15 protein-coding genes are annotated in these 17,458 nt (G+C 44.3%); 9 read left to right on the top strand and 6 right to left on the bottom strand.

The window, feature by feature from the left end:
• Positions 1-1,200 (top strand): topoisomerase IV, encoded by a 1,200-nt coding sequence (locus ACM0P2_RS03100; RefSeq protein ID WP_159119541.1) that lies wholly within the window; start codon positions 1-3, stop codon positions 1,198-1,200.
• Positions 1,201-1,342: 142 nt separating this feature from the next.
• Complete coding sequence (locus ACM0P2_RS03105; protein WP_159119540.1) at positions 1,343-2,962, top strand: methyl-accepting chemotaxis protein; 1,620 nt, start codon at positions 1,343-1,345, stop codon at positions 2,960-2,962.
• Positions 2,963-3,137: 175 nt separating this feature from the next.
• Here ACM0P2_RS03105 and rpoD read toward each other — a convergent pair whose 3' ends face one another.
• The 4 genes from rpoD to rpsU form a co-directional block, all read right to left on the bottom strand.
• Positions 3,138-4,973 carry an RNA polymerase sigma factor RpoD gene (rpoD, locus tag ACM0P2_RS03110; RefSeq protein ID WP_159119539.1) on the bottom strand — a complete coding sequence of 612 codons (1,836 nt, stop codon included), beginning with the start codon at positions 4,971-4,973 and terminating at the stop codon, positions 3,138-3,140.
• Positions 4,974-5,404: 431 nt separating this feature from the next.
• On the bottom strand, positions 5,405-7,183 hold the full coding sequence (gene dnaG, locus ACM0P2_RS03115) for a DNA primase (RefSeq protein WP_159119538.1): 1,779 nt from the start codon (positions 7,181-7,183) through the stop codon (positions 5,405-5,407).
• A 173-nt stretch (positions 7,184-7,356) separates the two neighbouring features.
• A complete protein-coding gene (locus ACM0P2_RS03120; protein WP_159119537.1) occupies positions 7,357-7,803 on the bottom strand; it encodes a GatB/YqeY domain-containing protein in 447 nt (148 codons plus the stop codon).
• Between the two features lie 200 nt (positions 7,804-8,003).
• Entirely contained in the window at positions 8,004-8,219 is a 216-nt protein-coding gene (rpsU, locus tag ACM0P2_RS03125) for a 30S ribosomal protein S21 (RefSeq protein ID WP_012517258.1), read from the bottom strand.
• 504 nt (positions 8,220-8,723) lie between these two features.
• Here rpsU and tsaD point away from each other — a divergent pair.
• Both tsaD and ACM0P2_RS03135 read left to right on the top strand, forming a co-directional pair.
• Positions 8,724-9,767 carry a tRNA (adenosine(37)-N6)-threonylcarbamoyltransferase complex transferase subunit TsaD gene (gene tsaD, locus ACM0P2_RS03130; RefSeq protein WP_159119536.1) on the top strand — a complete coding sequence of 348 codons (1,044 nt, stop codon included), beginning with the start codon at positions 8,724-8,726 and terminating at the stop codon, positions 9,765-9,767.
• A gap of 319 nt (positions 9,768-10,086) precedes the next feature.
• The gene (locus ACM0P2_RS03135) at positions 10,087-11,274 is read left to right on the top strand and encodes an ectonucleotide pyrophosphatase/phosphodiesterase (protein ID WP_373996020.1); all 1,188 of its coding nucleotides are present in this window, start codon (positions 10,087-10,089) and stop codon (positions 11,272-11,274) included.
• On the opposite strand, the gene plsY is transcribed toward ACM0P2_RS03135, so the two are convergent.
• Positions 11,264-11,866 (bottom strand): glycerol-3-phosphate 1-O-acyltransferase PlsY, encoded by a 603-nt coding sequence (gene plsY / locus ACM0P2_RS03140; RefSeq protein WP_159119534.1) that lies wholly within the window; start codon positions 11,864-11,866, stop codon positions 11,264-11,266. The genes ACM0P2_RS03135 and plsY overlap by 11 nt on opposite strands.
• Before the next feature lie 328 nt (positions 11,867-12,194).
• On the opposite strand from plsY, the gene folB reads away from it, so the two are divergent.
• The 4 genes from folB (at position 12,195) to ACM0P2_RS03160 (ending at position 14,366) form a co-directional block, all read left to right on the top strand.
• Positions 12,195-12,548: a dihydroneopterin aldolase gene (gene folB, locus ACM0P2_RS03145; RefSeq protein ID WP_105930739.1), complete on the top strand. Its 354-nt coding sequence runs from the start codon at positions 12,195-12,197 to the stop codon at positions 12,546-12,548.
• Entirely contained in the window at positions 12,548-13,042 is a 495-nt protein-coding gene (gene folK / locus ACM0P2_RS03150) for a 2-amino-4-hydroxy-6-hydroxymethyldihydropteridine diphosphokinase (protein ID WP_159119533.1), read from the top strand. The genes folB and folK overlap by 1 nt, the downstream gene beginning before the upstream one ends.
• Positions 13,043-13,050: 8 nt before the next feature.
• Positions 13,051-13,851: an undecaprenyl-diphosphate phosphatase gene (locus ACM0P2_RS03155; protein ID WP_159119532.1), complete on the top strand. Its 801-nt coding sequence runs from the start codon at positions 13,051-13,053 to the stop codon at positions 13,849-13,851.
• A gap of 143 nt (positions 13,852-13,994) precedes the next feature.
• Positions 13,995-14,366: a histidine triad nucleotide-binding protein gene (locus ACM0P2_RS03160; protein ID WP_105930736.1), complete on the top strand. Its 372-nt coding sequence runs from the start codon at positions 13,995-13,997 to the stop codon at positions 14,364-14,366.
• Positions 14,367-14,483: 117 nt separating this feature from the next.
• On the opposite strand, the gene ACM0P2_RS03165 is transcribed toward ACM0P2_RS03160, so the two are convergent.
• On the bottom strand, positions 14,484-16,172 hold the full coding sequence (locus ACM0P2_RS03165; protein WP_419227268.1) for a dipeptidyl-peptidase 3 family protein: 1,689 nt from the start codon (positions 16,170-16,172) through the stop codon (positions 14,484-14,486).
• Between the two features lie 408 nt (positions 16,173-16,580).
• Here ACM0P2_RS03165 and ACM0P2_RS03170 point away from each other — a divergent pair, with 408 nt between their 5' ends.
• A complete protein-coding gene (locus tag ACM0P2_RS03170) occupies positions 16,581-17,417 on the top strand; it encodes an HDOD domain-containing protein (protein WP_173360119.1) in 837 nt (278 codons plus the stop codon).
• Positions 17,418-17,458 lie beyond the last annotated feature (41 nt).

The following is a 17,458-nucleotide window of genomic DNA, read 5'->3' on the forward strand; positions in this document are numbered from 1 at the left end:
ATGAAAACCAAACTTGCTATCTTATCTGTGGCTGGCCTTTTAGCTGCTCCAACAATGGCAGACATTCAGATTAATGGTTTCGCAAACTTGATTGCCGGCATGACGTTAGATGACGATGAATCAGTTTACGACTACGACAGTGACTTTAGCTTTGATCCAGCCAGTGTATTTGGTCTCCAAGTTCGTGGAGAAGTGAGCGATAAACTATCGGCGACGGCTCAGTTAGTTGGTCGCGGTAGAGATGACTACGACGCAGACTTCGAATGGGCTTATATGACTTATGTGTTGAATAACAATGTCAACATCAGTGCAGGTCGCCTACGTATGCCGCTCTTCAAATACTCAGCGTCACTTGATATCGGTTACTCTTACCACTGGCTTACACCACCAGATGCGGTTTACGGTATCGACTTTAACAATATCGACGGTGTTCGTGTGGATTACATGAACTATTCGGGGGACTGGGAATACGGTGCACAGTTTACAGTTGGTCGCGTTGAAGCTGACACTACTATTTCTGGCACACCTGCAGCGCTAGAGCTAGAAGATGTTGTTGCTGTTTCTTTTGAAGCGACGCGCGATTGGTTCAGTGCGCGTACATTGTTAGCGCGCGGTAAAACGAGCGCCGCTAATCCAGATTTCGACACCTTTGTCGGTGGTTTGGCGCAGTATGGCGCTTTCATACCTACCGCTTCAACCGCGGCTGAAGGTTTTAGTGTTAACGAAGACACGGGAACCTTCTTTGAGGTTGCCATTGATATCGATAAATACGATTGGTTCGTAGGTGCAGAATTTACACAAACAGAAGTTGACGGTTCTGTTATTGCTGATAACAAGGCATGGTATGTAACTGCTGGCATGCGTTTTGGCAAGTTCACTCCGCATATCACCTATGAAGTTGAAGAAGCTGATAATGGCGCCCAGTTAGGTCTAATAGCAGCTTTGCCTGCAACAATCGCCACAGGAGACGCAGTTGTTGATGCAACATGGAATGGCGCTGCTGGTACGGCTGGCATCTACCAAACAGCTGCGGGTATTGCTGCGCAGCAAAATCTTGATGTATCTGCAGTCACCGTTGGTTTGCGTTACGATGTTGAACCGGGTTTCGCGCTTAAAACTGACGTAACCTGGTACTCAGATGACCTAAACGATTTGAACGATGCTACACTTCTAAAAGTGGGTGTAAACTACACGTTCTAATACTCTGCTTGGCCTCGTATATCAATGCGAGGCCATAATTAAATTAAAGATTTTCGCTATTAAGTAGATAAAGTAGAACAAGATAGTTTTTCACTCATACTTAGAAAACTATTGAGCAAATATAATAACAGTGGAACAGCGAATGAACTTTTTAAAAAAAATGCCAATTGCGACTAAGATTTTCCTCATTCCGGGTATCGCAGCGCTAAGTTTTATTATTTACTTGCTTATTACTGTCTACACCGCCTTAAATAACGGTGCGACCCTTGAGCGTGTTCAAAAAGTTCAGTTCCCTGCGCTACAATTATCTGCTTCCACCCTTGTTGAAATGCAAAAAGTTCGTGATACCCTTTCAAGTGCGGTTACTACTGGCGACCAAGATACCCTTGTCATGGCGCAGGAACTTGCTGATGAGGCAAAAGCCGGTCTTTATCAGATAGCGTCTATTAGCCCTGATTTTCGCAATGATATTTCTCGAATTTCATCAGGGTTCGATGATTATTTTAAAGTCGCTTTCGACGTTTCTCAGTCCATGGTCAATGGAACCGCTGATTTTAGCCGCCTTGGTGAGCTTTCCTCAAAGATGAACAAGTCTTATGACGGTGTTATCGCGTCCATGTCCAAGTTCAGAGACGAACAACAAGCAGCGTTCGAGGATGCATTTGAAAATACAGACAGTGCAAATACCTCGTTAATCAGTACCGGGGTAATTTTAGCCATCGTTGTTACCATTTTACTGTTTGCTACTGCCGTACCTATCGTTAGGGGCATTAAGCAAAGCATCGACGATGTGGTCCGTTCACTTAAGGATATCGCACAAGAAAATGGCGACTTGACGGTACGCATCGAAACAAAAAGTGAAGACGAGATTGGTGATCTGGTTTACTGGTTTAATCAGTTCATGGATAAATTACAGGGCGTTGTGCGAGATGTAGTGGAAGCCAGCTTGCCCCTTTCTAACCTTGCCCAAAACTTACGTGGCGTTACCGAAGAGACTCAGCGTACGATAGATGTTCAGCAGCGTTCGGCCACTAACGCGAAACAGGCTGTAGATACAATGAGCGGCTCGGTTGATGGCGTTGCACACAGTGCTGCACAGGCCGCGAGCGATGCCAACGAGGCGACCAGTGCTGCAAGTGAAGGTCGTCAAATAGTACAGCAGACTGTAACCAGCATTCAGCAGTTAGCAGACAACGTGCGTGAAACCGCTGACGTGATAGCGCGACTTGAATCCGATTCAAACAAGGTGGGTTCTGTACTTGACGTTATTAAAGGAATAGCCGAGCAAACTAACTTACTTGCGCTTAACGCCGCCATTGAAGCGGCACGAGCAGGTGAGCAAGGCCGAGGCTTCGCTGTAGTTGCGGATGAAGTACGTACGTTGGCATCGCGTACCCAACAATCGACAGAAGAGATTCAAAGTACCATTGAACAATTACAAAGCGCAGCGCACTCTGCGGTAGAAGTCATGGCTCGCGGTACTGAACAAGCGTCTAGTAGCGTAGAAACTGCGAATAAGGCAGGAAGTAGCTTGGAAACAATCACAAGCACCATTGGTCGTATTAACCAGATGAATGAGCAGATTGCACATAACACAGAAGACCAGCGCACTGTGGCGGTAGACATAGTTCGTCATGTTGACGAAATTCATCATCGTACAGAGCAGACTGCTAGCCGCTCGGGAGAGTTAGGCACAATGTGTAATGAACTTGCAGACCTAGCACAGCACCTTGAGTCTATTGCTAAGCAGTTTAGGGTGTAGTAACAAAAGCTATTATAAGCAGCTAGTTAATGCTGTGATGAGCAACTTTAGTAAAGACCCCATTAGGGGGCTTTTTTGCAGATATTCCCCTAACGCAATTAATTGATTGCCTTTACGACGCATAAAAAAATCCCCAGCAAGCTGGGGATTTTTATTAATGCGATTACCGCTAGAACTACTCGTCTAAGAAACTACGAAGCTGCTCAGAACGGCTAGGATGACGAAGCTTGCGAAGTGCTTTCGCTTCGATTTGACGAATACGCTCACGCGTTACATCAAACTGCTTACCCACTTCTTCAAGCGTATGGTCGGTGTTCATATCGATACCAAAACGCATACGAAGTACTTTAGCTTCTCTTGCTGTTAAACCCGCCAGTACTTCCTGAGTTGCGCCTTTCAAGCTTCCGCCTGTTGCTGAATCGAGGGGCTGGATAATTGTGCTGTCCTCGATAAAGTCACCAAGATGTGAATCTTCATCATCACCGATGGGGGTTTCCATCGAAATAGGCTCTTTAGCGATTTTAAGTACTTTGCGGATCTTATCCTCAGGCATCAACATGCGCTCAGATAATTCTTCAGGTGTAGGCTCGCGACCCATTTCTTGAAGCATCTGACGAGAGATACGATTTAGCTTATTAATCGTTTCAATCATATGAACAGGAATACGGATAGTACGCGCCTGGTCTGCGATTGAACGAGTAATAGCCTGACGAATCCACCACGTTGCATAGGTAGAAAACTTGTAACCACGACGGTATTCAAATTTATCTACTGCCTTCATTAGGCCAATATTACCTTCTTGGATAAGGTCAAGGAATTGAAGGCCGCGGTTGGTGTACTTCTTAGCGATTGAAATAACAAGACGCAAGTTAGCTTCAACCATCTCTTTCTTCGCGCGGCGTGCTTTGGCTTCACCGATAGACATGCGACGGTTGATGTCTTTGATATCAGCAATGACCAAGCCAGTTTCTTGCTCAACTTGGTTCATCTTGCTGATACAGCGCTCAATTTCTTCTTGGTTAACTGCAAGATCTGAGGCATAAGGTGCACCAGACTTAATTGTTTCGTGCAACCAAGCTGTCGACGTTTCGTTGCCAGCAAATGCTTTGATAAAATCTTTCTTAGGCATTTTAGCGTTAACGACGCAAAACTTCATAACAAGGCGTTCTTGAATGCGCACTTTATCCATCATTTCGCGCATGTTTTTAACCATGCGGTCGAACTGCTTAGGAACCAAGCGGAACTCTTTGAATACGTCGCTCAAAGCGTTAATTTGAGTACGCGCATCCGCGTGAGAGCGCCCTTTCTTCTCAATGACTTCACGGGTCTTGATGTACTGCTCACGAAGCTCTGTAAAGCGCTCACGTGCTAACTCAGGGTCAACACCGCTGTCGTCTTCTTCTTCGTCTTCGTCTTCGTCATCATCGCCATCTTCATCATCTAATTCTTCTTCAGACAATTCAGAACCAACGTGCGTTGCTGTTGGAGCAAGATCTTGATCATCATTAGGGTCAACAAAGCCAGAAATAATATCGCTTAGACGAATCTCTTCTGCTTCGTAAAGGTCCCACTGATCCAATAAGTATGTAATTGCTTCTGGATATTCGGCAACTGAACACTGAACCTGATTGATACCATCTTCGATTCGCTTAGCGATTTCAATTTCGCCTTCACGAGTAAGAAGTTCAACAGTACCCATTTCACGCATGTACATGCGAACCGGGTCAGTCGTACGGCCAATTTCACTTTCTACAGTAGCAAGTGCCTGTGCTGCTGCTTCTGCAGCATCTTCATCGGCATTTGCTTCTTGCATGAGAAGTTCGTCTGCATCAGGAGCTGATTCAGATACTTGAATTCCCATGTCATTAATCATGCGGATTATGTCTTCGATTTGATCAGAATCGACAATATCTTGCGGCAGGTGGTCGTTAACTTCTGCAAAGGTTAAGTAACCTTGCTCTTTACCTTTTGCAATCAGGAGTTTAATCTGAGACTGCTTGCTTTGCGCCATATAACCTACACTTCTCACATTCAATTAGTTTGCAATAGAAAAGACAACATACGTCTAGGTATGTTCCCTGATCTGCTGTAGTACTGCATTTGTATCAAGGCCGTTAATGCTCGATGCCACGCCGGTGTAAACCGTTACTTTTGCGATGCACATCTGCTCGGGTTTGGTTCTGCCCGTTTATGTTCGGCTATATCTTTGCTACTAGTATTGCTGCATATTTGTTCACTTCTTTAGCGTTAAGCCTAAATAAAGAAGCTTGCAGCGAATTAGCCAGTATAGCAGAATATGCGGTGGTTTTACCAGATTGATGGCCGATTTTTTAGCCAGTAATTTTCTTGCAGCCAACTGTCAAACCAGCCGGAGTTAAAAGTACTTACTACGTTAGAGCAGGCTAACCAGCAGGTCAAAAATCAAATTGATGACATACGTGGCTAACTTTTCTGTCTTTCCCTCATGAGCAGGTTCAATTCCTGTTTCTCCGCTTGGGTAAGCGGCTGAACCCGCGAGCGTGAAATTAAGGTTTCAATTCGGCTATCAAAATGCCCATCGAGTAAGCGAGCGAAACTGTCGTTGTATACACGTTCAGCATCCTCGTCTTTTACTAAGTGTTCTTGTAACAATAATTTCGCGATAGTAGAAGAATGGGGATGGTCGCGGAAATTTTCAACAAGCTGTGCGGTTTTTGCTTTTGGATTTGCTAAACAGTAGCGATGAACATCGCGTAACAAATCCATACCCGCGGCAGTACTACCAGCAAAAATGTCTATCTGAACATCTTCGCATATCGACGCGAGTGCTGGTTTATCTATGAGCAAACGGATAAGCATCCGAAGAGGCGATAGCTTAGGCTTATTCACTTGATTTCGACTTGGGGAATACGCTTGCTTAGAGCCTTGATTTGCCCTCGTAATATCTTGTTGGAGCTTAAAGCGGTCGAACTCGCCAGTATGTTTCGCCAACTCTTCCAACAGCATTTGTTTCTGGTCTTCCCCTAGCGTACTTTCGATAAGCGGTAATGCCGCTTTTTTGAGCGCTATTTTGCCTTCAGGCGAGCCTACGTTGTGGGTTTTTAACAAATTTTCGAAAAAGAAACGTGACAGGGGCATGGCTTCATCAAGCATACCCATAAATGCTTCTTTACCTATTTGGCGTACCATAGTGTCTGGATCTTCACCATCGGGTAAGAATAAAAACGACAAACGTACGCCATCTTTTAACGCAGGTAGCGCATTTTCCAATGCGCGCCAAGCAGCTTCTCTGCCAGCTCTGTCGCCATCGTAGCAGCATACTATGTGCGACGTTGCGCGAACCAGCATTTGAATATGCTCAGGGGTCGTCGCAGTACCCAATGCAGCAGTGGCGATATTAATGTCAAATTGACTGAGTGCAACTACATCCATATAGCCTTCAACGATAACCACGGTATCTAGGTTACGATTATTTTGACGAGCAGAATAAAAACCAAATAGCTCGCTGCCTTTATGGAATATGCGAGTTTCGGGAGAGTTTAAGTATTTGGGGCCGCCATCATCGAGGACACGCCCACCAAACCCAACGACGCGGCCGCGCTTGTCTCGAATTGGAAACATAATTCGATCGCGAAAGAAGTCATACGTACGACCTTGGTCATTGCGATTAACAAGTTTTAAATCGATGAGTTGTTTAATGCGCTGTGGGTCTTTACCAAATGTATTAAGCAGGGCATCCCAACTATCTGGCGCATAGCCGATTTCCCATTGCTTAACGATATCGCCGCTGAGCCCACGATTTTTTAGATAGTCGATGGCCTTTTTGCTATTGCCGTTTTGGCGTAGCTGATGCTGAAAAAAGCGCGCAACTTGTTCCATCACTGCATAGTCGTCTTGTTGTTGTTGCTTTTTCTCTTCGCTCATCGCCGGTCGGCTGCCCTTTTCTCGGGGTACCTCAAGACCGTGGTAGCGAGCAAGTTCCTCAATAGCCTCTACAAACTCAAGGCGATCAAACTCCATGATAAAGGAGATAGCGTTGCCATGCGCTCCACAGCCAAAACAATGATAAAACTGCTTGTCTTGACTAACTGTAAAAGATGGAGATTTTTCGTTGTGGAAAGGACAGCACGCCTGATAGTTTTTGCCTGCTTTTTTAAGTTTTACTCGGCTATCGACCACTTCTACCACATCAGTACGTGATAAAAGATCATCTATGAAATCGCGCGGTATTTTTCCAGCCATGAGGGTATTTTTAAAAAGGACCATTAATGCATATGATGCAACGACGCCTTAGAAGGCCTATAGCAACATGATTAAGACAGTGGGTTACTTTAACAGGGAAGTTTAAAAATGAGAACAACGAAGGCGTGGTTACCCACACCCTCGCACTAGTTGGTTCAAGCTATAATTTACGCTTACGCGTTCAGGCGTGCCTTAATTTTTGCACTTAGCGCACCCATGTCCGTACGGCCTTGAACTTTAGGCTTTAAAGCGCCCATTACTTTACCCATATCCTGCATACCTGAAGCGCCTGTAGCGGCCATGGTTTCATCGATAAGGGCGTTTAGCTCGTCGTCACTTAAAGGCTGAGGAAGAAAATCTTCAATATAGGTAATTTCTTCTCTCTCTTTACTTGCTAGATCGTCACGATTAGCTGCATCGTACTGAGCTGCTGCGTCTTGGCGCTGTTTAACCATCTTGGTAAGTACAGCCAGAATCTGGCTATCATCAAGCGTTATTTGCTCATCAATTTCTTTTTGTTTGATGGCAGCCATAGCCATACGAATAGTACCAAGACGTAATTTTTCTTTTGCACGCATCGCATCTTTCTGCGCTGCTTTTAAATCATCAATTAGTGCCATGATGCTTCCTGTTTTTTATTAATAAATTAAGCTTATCAGGCGCTGCAAAAACTTACAGCAAAGATTACTATACCTTCAATCCTACGTTAAAAACCGAGTGTAATCATTTAGTAGGACTGCAAAGGATAAAAAATAAAGGCCCAGAAACGCGAAAGGTGCTGCAATTGCAACACCTTTCAGACTCGTTGGCTAACCCTATATTAGTAGAGTTTTACGCGACGTGCGTTTTCACGAGCTAGCTTCTTAAGATGACGCTTTTTAGCGGCAGCTTTCTTGCGCTTGCGTTCCCAAGTTGGCTTTTCGAAGAATTCACGACGACGAACTTCAGAAAGAACACCTGCTTTTTCACAAGAACGCTTAAAACGACGCAGCGCCACATCAAACGGCTCGTTTTCTCTAACTTTAACGATAGGCATTAAACACTCACCTCAAAACTTTTACTGTGTAAATCCGGGTAAAATTGTGCGCTAAAAAGGCCACCCGGGTTAAAAATGGTGCGAAATTCTAATCATATCTACAGAGAAAGTAAAGGATGAATTGCTAAAAAATAGCCAATATTGTGCATTTACCGTTCATTTACCTGATAACTGGCATTCCATGAATGTAGGATTAAAGGTAAACTCTGCGCTCGTTAAGCACCGTGTTCCTTAACTCGGCACAATTAAGCGCCCTTTTCAGACGATGTCCTTCATGATTTTTCTTTTTTTGAACGGTAATCGGTCAAAAACGTAAAACCGGATGTTTCTGATAAGGGTAGTATTATGATCGCGGCCGGATCATAAAGATGATCGCCACAGATCGCCAGTATTATTTACTTTGTTTTTGGTATTATTCGACAAGTACGGTTCATTAAAGTTGTGAACGTGTAAGCGCGTCCAAACGCAGAGCATTATCGTTAGTAGTAAAAAGGCTTACTCCCCATGCGTATTTTAGGAATTGAAACATCTTGTGACGAGACAGGCATCGCGGTTTACGATTATGAAAAAGGTTTGTTGTCACATGAGCTTTATAGTCAAGTTAAACTCCATGCAGATTATGGCGGTGTGGTCCCCGAACTTGCCTCCCGTGACCACGTTAGAAAAATCATTCCTCTCATTGAAAAAGCTATGGAAGATGCCAACACAAAGCCATCAGAAATCGACGGCGTTGCTTTTACTCAAGGACCAGGCTTGGTTGGGGCACTGCTTGTAGGATCTTCAGTAGGCCGTTCGCTGGCCTACGCATGGAATGTACCTGCGGTGGGCGTTCACCACATGGAAGGGCATTTGTTAGCGCCCATGCTTGAAGATGACGCGCCGGCATTTCCTTTCGTTGCTCTTTTGGTGTCTGGTGGCCACTCAATGCTGGTTAAAGTCGAAGGCATCGGTCAATACGAAGTACTTGGTGAGTCTATTGATGATGCCGCAGGCGAGGCGTTTGATAAAACGGCTAAGTTACTAGGGCTTGATTACCCTGGAGGGCCTTTGTTGGCGAAGTTAGCTGAAAAAGGCGAAGCAGGTCACTACAAGTTTCCACGTCCAATGACAGACAGACCGGGCCTTGATTTCAGCTTTAGTGGTTTAAAAACGTTTGCAGCGAACACCATTCGCGATGCTGACTTAACAGACAATACTGACTTGACCGCACAGCAGGTAGAGCAAACGAAAGCAAATATTGCCTATGCATTTCAAGAGGCGGTTGTCGATACGCTTATCATTAAATGTAAACGTGCGTTAAAGCAAACAGGTATGAAACGTTTAGTTATAGCGGGGGGCGTGAGTGCTAACACAATGCTACGCGCAGAGATGAAAGCCCTTATGCAAGACCTTAAGGGAGAGGTGTTTTATCCAAGCTTGGCGTATTGTACCGATAATGGTGCGATGATTGCCTATGCCGGTATGCAGCGTTTGAAAGCAGGAGAGACCTTAGCTTTGTCTTCTCAAGCTAAGCCGCGCTGGCCGCTGGATACCTTGACGGCTATTTAATATACGTCGATTGTTCGTCGCAAAACGTGCTCGTTGATGGTTTTCATTGAGCTGTTTACGACGAACGTTTGGCGTAGCCAATAACGTTTCGCGATGGAAATACACAAAAAGGCAATGAAAACATGCTTCACTGCCTTTACTGTTAATCAGATGAGCAAATAAGCAAGGGAAAGGCAGTATGAGGTTAGAAAACTGGACAACACGGTTCTCAGGCATGGTGAAATACTCGCTTGGTTTTTTTGTAACGTCACTCACTCTAGCAACGCTAATATCGTTCAATGTATTCGCTACGGGTCAGGTACTGCCAACTGGAACGCCAATGGCGCACGACTCAAAGGGGGACGCTGAAACAAATAAGCAATACGTAGTGATGATATCTTTAGACGGCTTTCGTCACGACTACATAGAGCTGCACAAAGCTAAGCATTTAAACGCCATTGCGAAGCAAGGGGTAAGGGCTGTGTCGATGACCCCTGTATACCCTTCCAACACCTTTCCCAACCACATATCTTTAGTTACCGGATTACTTCCCAAAAATCATGGCATTGTAAACAACCGGTTTTACGACAAATCGCGGCCGAACAAGGATAGCTTCGCACGATATGAACTTGGCGATGGTGGCGCAGACAGCACATGGATAAAAGCAACACCACTTTGGAATCTTGTTGAATATCACGGTATGAAGGCGGCTACTTTTTTCTGGCCAGAGTCTGACGCGCGTATATCTGGCGCATTACCCACTTACCACTATCATTATTCCAAATATTCCGATTACCAAGAGCGGGTTGATCAGATAGTCAACTGGCTCAAATTGCCTGAAATATCTCGTCCTCGCTTTATAGCTGGTTATTTTTCATTGACTGATTCAGTAGGTCACGACGAGGGGCCTTTCGCAGACAAAACTTACGATGCGGTTCAAAAAGTTGATGCGCTGATTGGCCAACTTTACCAGCGCATAAATCAACTAGATCTAAAGGTAAACTTAGTTGTTGTTTCCGACCACGGTATGACTCCGATAGACGAGGAGCAACTTCTGGACATAGCGTCACTGTCAATTCCAGAAAGCTTTATTATCGAAAATGCAGGGGCCCAGGTGCATTTGTATGCTAAAAATGACCTGTCTAACGAAGCAATCAGCAATGAAATGTCCCGCTTAGAGAAAATAGCCGAAAATCGCTTCATTGTGTTGAATAAAAAGCAGCGTGCGGCGCGTCACATGGAGGCAGGCAACAGAACGGGCGATATTATTATTGAAATTGCGCCACCCGCGCGTTTCAAGAATCCCAACAGTATGCATGTCAGTAAAGGAGGACACGGTTACCTCAATACGCTGCCTGACATGGGAGCGACGTTTGTCGCTGTAGGACCCGCGTTTGCATCAGGTACAACCCTTCCTCCATTTAGTAATCTGGAGGTATATCCAGCGCTGGCAAAAATTCTTGGTGTTGCACCGATTACACCTATAGATGGAGAGCTTGATGTGTTAAGAAAGGGGCTTATTCTTTAACTTTTCCTTTATCCCACACCTTACTTTCATTACCCGCTAGCAGGCGGGTAATGTTGTCTTTATGTCGCACTATAATAAGCAAAGAAAGCATTGCAACGGGAACGGTGTACAACGGCTTTATTAAAAACGTAAACAGAGGCGCTAGCGATACGGCGATAAGCGCGCCGAGTGAAGAGTAGCCGGTAAGAAAAACTATAATCACCCAACTTAGAATGAGCAGGCCCGCTAAATCAAGCCCAATAGGCAGCATAGCGCCAAATGCGGTAGCTACCGCTTTTCCACCTTGAAAACCAAAGTAGAGCGGGAAAATATGGCCTAGGCATGCGAATATGGCTATTAAACCCAGAGTGATAGGCTCTATACCTAAAAAATAGCTGCCATATACGGGAATAGTGCCTTTTAAAATGTCCATAACAAGAACAAGTAATGCGGGAACACGCCCACCTAGTCGGTAAACATTAGTTGCGCCTGGGTTTTTAGAACCGGCGGTTCTGGGGTCAGGTAATCCAAACAGTCGACTTATTACGACGGCACTTGAAAGTGAGCCAAAGAGGTAGGCGACAGCAATCATTAAAAGGGTTAGCGAAATCATTTATGCATTCTAGTTTTTAAAAGTATTTTTTAAGCATGTGCTATCTAAGTAAAGGGGCCTTTTTATTAGACAGATATGGGCTTTCTTACAAAGTGCGCCATGATGCACATTGCACCAAGCCGCCTAATTAAAATTATAAAACCTTGGTTGCTCCCAGTTGTCATACAGCGGTATAGTTACGACACATAAGCGTAAAGCTACTCCATCCAAACGTGATATACCACCGTTTAGCCTCAATATATGGGTGAAAGCGCAGTAGTAAGACCAGTAATCACGCCGATAACACGGCGATAGATTGGTTTGATAACAGTACAAGATGAAAAATTCCATGGGTAAAATATATATTACAGGTCTTGAGGTTGACACCCTGATTGGTGTTTATGATTGGGAACGCGAGCGCACAACCCAATTACTTCTTGACGTGACACTTGATGTTGACTTGCAAGCGGCTATGCAAAGCGATGACGTGGCCGACACCGTCGACTATGCAAAAGTCGCCGAATGTATCGTACAAGTGGGTAAAGAAAGCACGTTTGAACTACTTGAAGCTTTTGGTAGCAAAGTAATGAATTCCGTTCTTGAAAGCTTTCCAGCTAACGGAATTACACTTAAAATCGTAAAGCCAAATATCCTTCCCAACGCGCGAACGGTTGCTGTTGAAATGAGCAAAGAGCGGGTTTAATGTCTTCACACACCATATTGATTAGTATCGGTTCCAATATAGAGCGGGAACATTATACGCGGCGGTCTTTAGCGGCGTTAAAACACGTGTTCAGTGATGTCACCGTGTCTTCCGTTTACGAAAGTGAAGCGGTTGGGTTTAACGGTAACCCTTTTTACAACGCAGCAGCGCGGGCAACAACATCGAAAAGCATTGAAGAGGTGTGCGCCACGCTTAAATCTATCGAGAGAGAGAATGGCAGAGTGCACACAGACAAAAAGTTTTGTGCCAGAACCCTTGATCTTGATTTGCTTACCTATGATAGTGAGATAACCACAACCCCTGTGGTTTTGCCTCGCGAAGAAATTTGCTACAACGCGTTTGTGCTTTGGCCGTTAGCTGAACTTGTTCCCAACGACATTCACCCTGAAACGCAAGAAACCTATGCCCAAATGTGGCAAAACTTTGATAAACAAAAACAGCAACTATGGCCAATTGACTTTACTTGGAGTTAAGCAAAGGAATGACACTTTTCGAAATTATAATTTTAGCAATTATTCAGGGCGTGACTGAGTTTCTTCCTATTAGTAGCTCTGGGCATTTACTTTTACCCGCGGAACTCTTCGGATGGGTAAGCCAAGGCTTGGCCTTCGATGTTGCTGTGCACGTAGGAAGTCTACTTGCTGTCATGATTTATTTTCGCCAAGAGATAGGGCAAATGACGGTGGCTTGGGTAACGCAGGGTTTTAGCAAGCAGCAATCTACAGACAGCAAGTTAGCATGGTACGTCATTGTTGCGACCATTCCCGCTGTGATCATTGGCTTCTTAATGAAAGGCTGGATTGAAGATAATGCACGTACGGCTTTGGTGATAGCTGGCACTACCATTTTCTTTGGCTTATTACTTTGGTATGCGGATGCCACTGCTAAACGAGAAAAAGAGCTTGAAGGTTTAACATTAAAACAAGCTGTCTATATTGGTTTAGCACAAGTCTTGGCGTTAATTCCGGGGACATCTCGTTCAGGTATTACCATGACCGCAGGCTTGATGTTAGGGTTAAAGCGAGAAGCCTGCGCTCGTTTTTCTTTCTTATTATCAATTCCAGTTATTTTAGGTGCGGGACTTTTAGCTACCCTCGACTTACTTAATGCAAACGAGGCGGTTGACTGGTATGCGCTGCTATACGGCGCAGCGTTTTCTTTTGTAAGCGCCTACCTGTGTATTTATTTGTTTCTAAGCTGGATATCCCGCATTGGCATGCTGCCTTTCGTTATTTATCGTTTGGCATTAGGCGCTGTATTGCTATGGTTTGTGTTCGCGTAGCAACGAGCCATTAGCAAAGCGGTAGGGGCGGGGTTAATGAGTATTAATTCGATGTGCATCGAGCGTCACTGTTTAGACAATATTGAAAAATTACAGGCGTGAATGAAACGCGCCATAATTAATATGGAATAAGGAAGTGAGATATGGCAGAAACTATTTTTGATAAGATTATCAACAAAGAAATTCCAGCTGATATTTTGTACGAAGACGAACTTGCTCTGGCGTTTAAAGATATTAACCCTCAAGCTCCGACTCATTTTCTCGTTATACCGAAAAAGCAGATTGCGACGGTGAACGATATTGCAGAGGAAGACCGCGTTGTTGTGGGCCATTTATCTTTCGTTGCCGCTAAAATCGCGAAAGAGCAGGGCTTTGCCGATCAGGGTTATCGCACGGTTATGAACTGCAATGAGTATGGCGGACAAACTGTGTATCATATTCACCTACATGTGCTAGCGGGTAAACCACTTGGCTGGCCTCCATACTCAGAGAATATGAAGCGTCACGTAGAGTAATCAAGGTTCCATAGGAAATATATAGTAAAGGCCGCACTTGCGTTTAAGGGCGGCCTTTTTGTTATATCTGTTGCTGAAAATGAGGTTATTTGCTTAACCTTTGACCTTTCCCCGAGATTAATCAGCAAGGCCCAGTATTTTCTTACCTTGGTTGAAGTGAATATCAACAGGAATACTTGCCGCTTCTAAACGTGCTAAATCAGATGCAAGGTCGGGTTTGATAACGCCCATGGTTTCAACCAGTTTCGCTACGCCATCGTAATCGCCGTCACCCTGCAGTGTAAGAATAAGTTCAGATAATGCTTCAACAGCGGCACCCATCTTTTCCATATTCACGCGATATAGACCGTCTTCTGTTTTTTCAAACGCGCCTTGTTGGGCAAAGAAGTTGAAGCGGATCATGTTCGCTTTACCATGAGCAGAGCTTGCGCCGAAACGTACTGAGCGGAAAATTCCGGCCATAAAGGTGACGTAATAATCTTCCAGTGTACCTTCGGTAATTTCACCTTTTTCAAGAAGACTTTGTACCATGTACAAACCTAAAATATCGGCTTTGCCTTCTTCAAGGGCTGAAGCATGCTCTTTTAATGCGCCGCGCACGGTACTCGCACCATCCAATGTATTCTTAATACCAAGACCATGTGCTACCTCGTGGAACATGGTATTTGCAAAAAAGGCGTCGAAGGTAATATGTTTTCGCTGCTCGGGTACGATTAACGTGTCTGCAATAGGTACAAGAATAGTGTCGAATTTTGCGCGCATAGCGTTTTTAAGCTGAAGACGACGGGTGCCTTTTTCTAGCTGAACACGTTCATCATTTGGCAAATTGATTGCGATGGTTTTGCTGCCCGCATTAGAATGCCCTGCATAATAAATAACGTCATAAGCATTAAGGTCGGCATCAGAACCCGGCATTTCAGCTTTATACGCCTCAGCAACCGGAAGCCCTTGCTGTAACTCAGGTAAGAAGGCTGCATATTTAGCGAGCTTTTCACTCCAAGCGAGGTCTTTAATTAGCACGTACGCTTCAAAGGCAGCGCGATAACCAAACAACTGATCTTCATAGCTTTCGATAGGGCCGATAACCAATTCAACCGGATTGGTTTTCATATCCATCCATGCCATATCAGAGGCGAGGTAGTCGTTTGATAGTAAGGCCTCTGAACGCAGTTGTAAGTATTGCTTAAAGCTCTCGTCTTCAGCGAGTGTGGACGCTTTTTTGAGAAGATCAGAAGCCTTCATCAATTCGCTTTTAAATGCTTCAGAGTAAGGCACTGAATAAAGGTTGCCTGCTTCGTCACGTTTAATCATGGAGTAAAGACCCTGTTTGTCTTTAAAGTTCGCCGTAGCAAACTCGGCTTTATCCATGTCGAGAGGGTAAAATTCGGCGCCAAGTGCTTTATCTTCATAGCCGCTAATAAAAGGCGTATCGCCGTTTAACCGGTCCCATGGGCCATAGTTTATGGCGGCAAAATGACGAACTTTTTCGTCGCTTATTGAAGAGAGAAAGGCATCTTTATCTTCGAAGAAAGCTTGCTTCCAAAATAAATCATCCATGATTTTCGATGCATCGATTAACAGAGAGAGCATTTCACGTTGATTATCGCTTAGGTGAGATAAATCACTCGTCAAATCTACACCGTGATAAATAGACAGGCGTGACTCATCAACTAACAATATTTGCTGTTTATCAGTATCAGGTGAGCTAGCTTGCGTTGTGTCGGCGCTCTTGCTGCAAGCTGAAAGTATGAATAGTCCAGCTACTGCGGCTGCAATAGGGGAGTAGCGTGAAAGTACTTTTTTCATATTATAATTACCGTTTAATCTGTCGTTGGGTAGGTAGCACACTATAGCTATGCTTTTGATTTAATACAAAAGTATGAAAAAAAATTGCGTGAATTTGATAGTGCTCTGCCGCTTGTTGTCTATACTTTGAATAAGCCCTAGGTATTAGCGAAAATTTCGCTGTCACGTTTTCTATTTTTAGATGGTCGAAACCGAAGAGCTACTATAGTATGGTGTTAGAAACATCAAAGAAAAACAATAAACAGTTTGTATTTTCACGTGTCACATTTGGGTTTACACGAGTAGACGCAGGGAATGCAACGTTCAACAATTAATCTGTAACGCCGTGACTTGTCGCAGTCATCGATTAATCAGTAATGTAACTTATTGCCTTTTAAGGGCTATTTGGAACTTCCTAAGGGTAGAAATATGTCTACACAGAACGCGCTCTCAACCATTTTGGTTGAAAAAATTAATAATGATACGCTTGTACTTCCTACACTTCCCGCCATCGCGCTGAAAATTCGTAAAGCGGCAGATGATCCTGATATTAACCTTAATGCGATGGGTGATGTTATTGGTCAAGATCCATCACTTAGTGCAAGAATGATTAAGATCGCGAACAGCGCTTATATGGGGCGTAGTGTCAAAGTTAACTCCGTTAGTCAAGCGGTGACGCGCATTGGGCTGCGTCAGATAAAGAATATTTCCACGGCGTTAGCAATGGAACAGTTGTTTGTGTCTAAAAATGACGTGGTTGCGCGCTATTTACAAAAAGAATGGGCAAATACGGTGAATATTGTTGCTAGTTCTATGGCGGTACTGCAGCTTTATATTGCTCGAACTAAAAAGCGTGAAATGAGCATGGATACGATGACGCTAGCCGCGCTTGTGCACAACATTGGTGTCCTTCCTATCTTAACAGAAGCAGAGCGTCATCCAGAGGTATTCGCAAACCCTTCATTTCTTGAGGTGGCAATTGACAAACTAGCGGGCCGGATCGGCGCCAATATTATGGAGAAGTGGGGCTTCGGTGAAAGCTTTGTCAATGTTGCAAAAAATTGGAAAGACTTGAGCTATATTCCTGACGAGTTAAGTTATATCGACTTTGTTCGTGTGGGCGCTGCTGTATCAGGTGCTGCTGGTAATCAAAAAGACGCGATTTTAAATCTAGCCATTCAGCGTGGTGTGGTAGAAGATATGGGTGAGCTTCACTCAGATGAGTTTGAAGAGCTAAGTAGCGCTGCCAAGCAAATCTTCCTCTAATGTAGGTTGTTTAGAAGAAGGGACTAAGCCCGTTATCCTAT

This window comes from Alteromonas sp. OM2203 (assembly GCF_048517045.1).
GTDB classification, from domain to species: Bacteria; Pseudomonadota; Gammaproteobacteria; order Enterobacterales; family Alteromonadaceae; genus Alteromonas; species Alteromonas gracilis.

What these genes read in the sequence shown, in the direction of transcription:
- ACM0P2_RS03120 (WP_159119537.1), bottom strand. Translation starts at nt 7,803, where the DNA reads ATGGCACTAATTGATGATTTAAAAGCAGCGCAGAAAGATGCGATGCGT.
- ACM0P2_RS03170 (WP_173360119.1), top strand. Translation starts at nt 16,581, where the DNA reads ATGTCTACACAGAACGCGCTCTCAACCATTTTGGTTGAAAAAATTAAT.
- ACM0P2_RS03155 (WP_159119532.1), top strand. Translation starts at nt 13,051, where the DNA reads ATGACACTTTTCGAAATTATAATTTTAGCAATTATTCAGGGCGTGACT.
- folB (WP_105930739.1), top strand. Translation starts at nt 12,195, where the DNA reads ATGGGTAAAATATATATTACAGGTCTTGAGGTTGACACCCTGATTGGT.
- folK (WP_159119533.1), top strand. Translation starts at nt 12,548, where the DNA reads ATGTCTTCACACACCATATTGATTAGTATCGGTTCCAATATAGAGCGG.
- ACM0P2_RS03105 (WP_159119540.1), top strand. Translation starts at nt 1,343, where the DNA reads ATGAACTTTTTAAAAAAAATGCCAATTGCGACTAAGATTTTCCTCATT.
- tsaD (WP_159119536.1), top strand. Translation starts at nt 8,724, where the DNA reads ATGCGTATTTTAGGAATTGAAACATCTTGTGACGAGACAGGCATCGCG.
- rpoD (WP_159119539.1), bottom strand. Translation starts at nt 4,973, where the DNA reads ATGGCGCAAAGCAAGCAGTCTCAGATTAAACTCCTGATTGCAAAAGGT.
- ACM0P2_RS03100 (WP_159119541.1), top strand. Translation starts at nt 1, where the DNA reads ATGAAAACCAAACTTGCTATCTTATCTGTGGCTGGCCTTTTAGCTGCT.
- ACM0P2_RS03135 (WP_373996020.1), top strand. Translation starts at nt 10,087, where the DNA reads ATGGCGCACGACTCAAAGGGGGACGCTGAAACAAATAAGCAATACGTA.
- rpsU (WP_012517258.1), bottom strand. Translation starts at nt 8,219, where the DNA reads ATGCCTATCGTTAAAGTTAGAGAAAACGAGCCGTTTGATGTGGCGCTG.
- dnaG (WP_159119538.1), bottom strand. Translation starts at nt 7,183, where the DNA reads ATGGCTGGAAAAATACCGCGCGATTTCATAGATGATCTTTTATCACGT.
- plsY (WP_159119534.1), bottom strand. Translation starts at nt 11,866, where the DNA reads ATGATTTCGCTAACCCTTTTAATGATTGCTGTCGCCTACCTCTTTGGC.
- ACM0P2_RS03165 (WP_419227268.1), bottom strand. Translation starts at nt 16,172, where the DNA reads ATGAAAAAAGTACTTTCACGCTACTCCCCTATTGCAGCCGCAGTAGCT.
- ACM0P2_RS03160 (WP_105930736.1), top strand. Translation starts at nt 13,995, where the DNA reads ATGGCAGAAACTATTTTTGATAAGATTATCAACAAAGAAATTCCAGCT.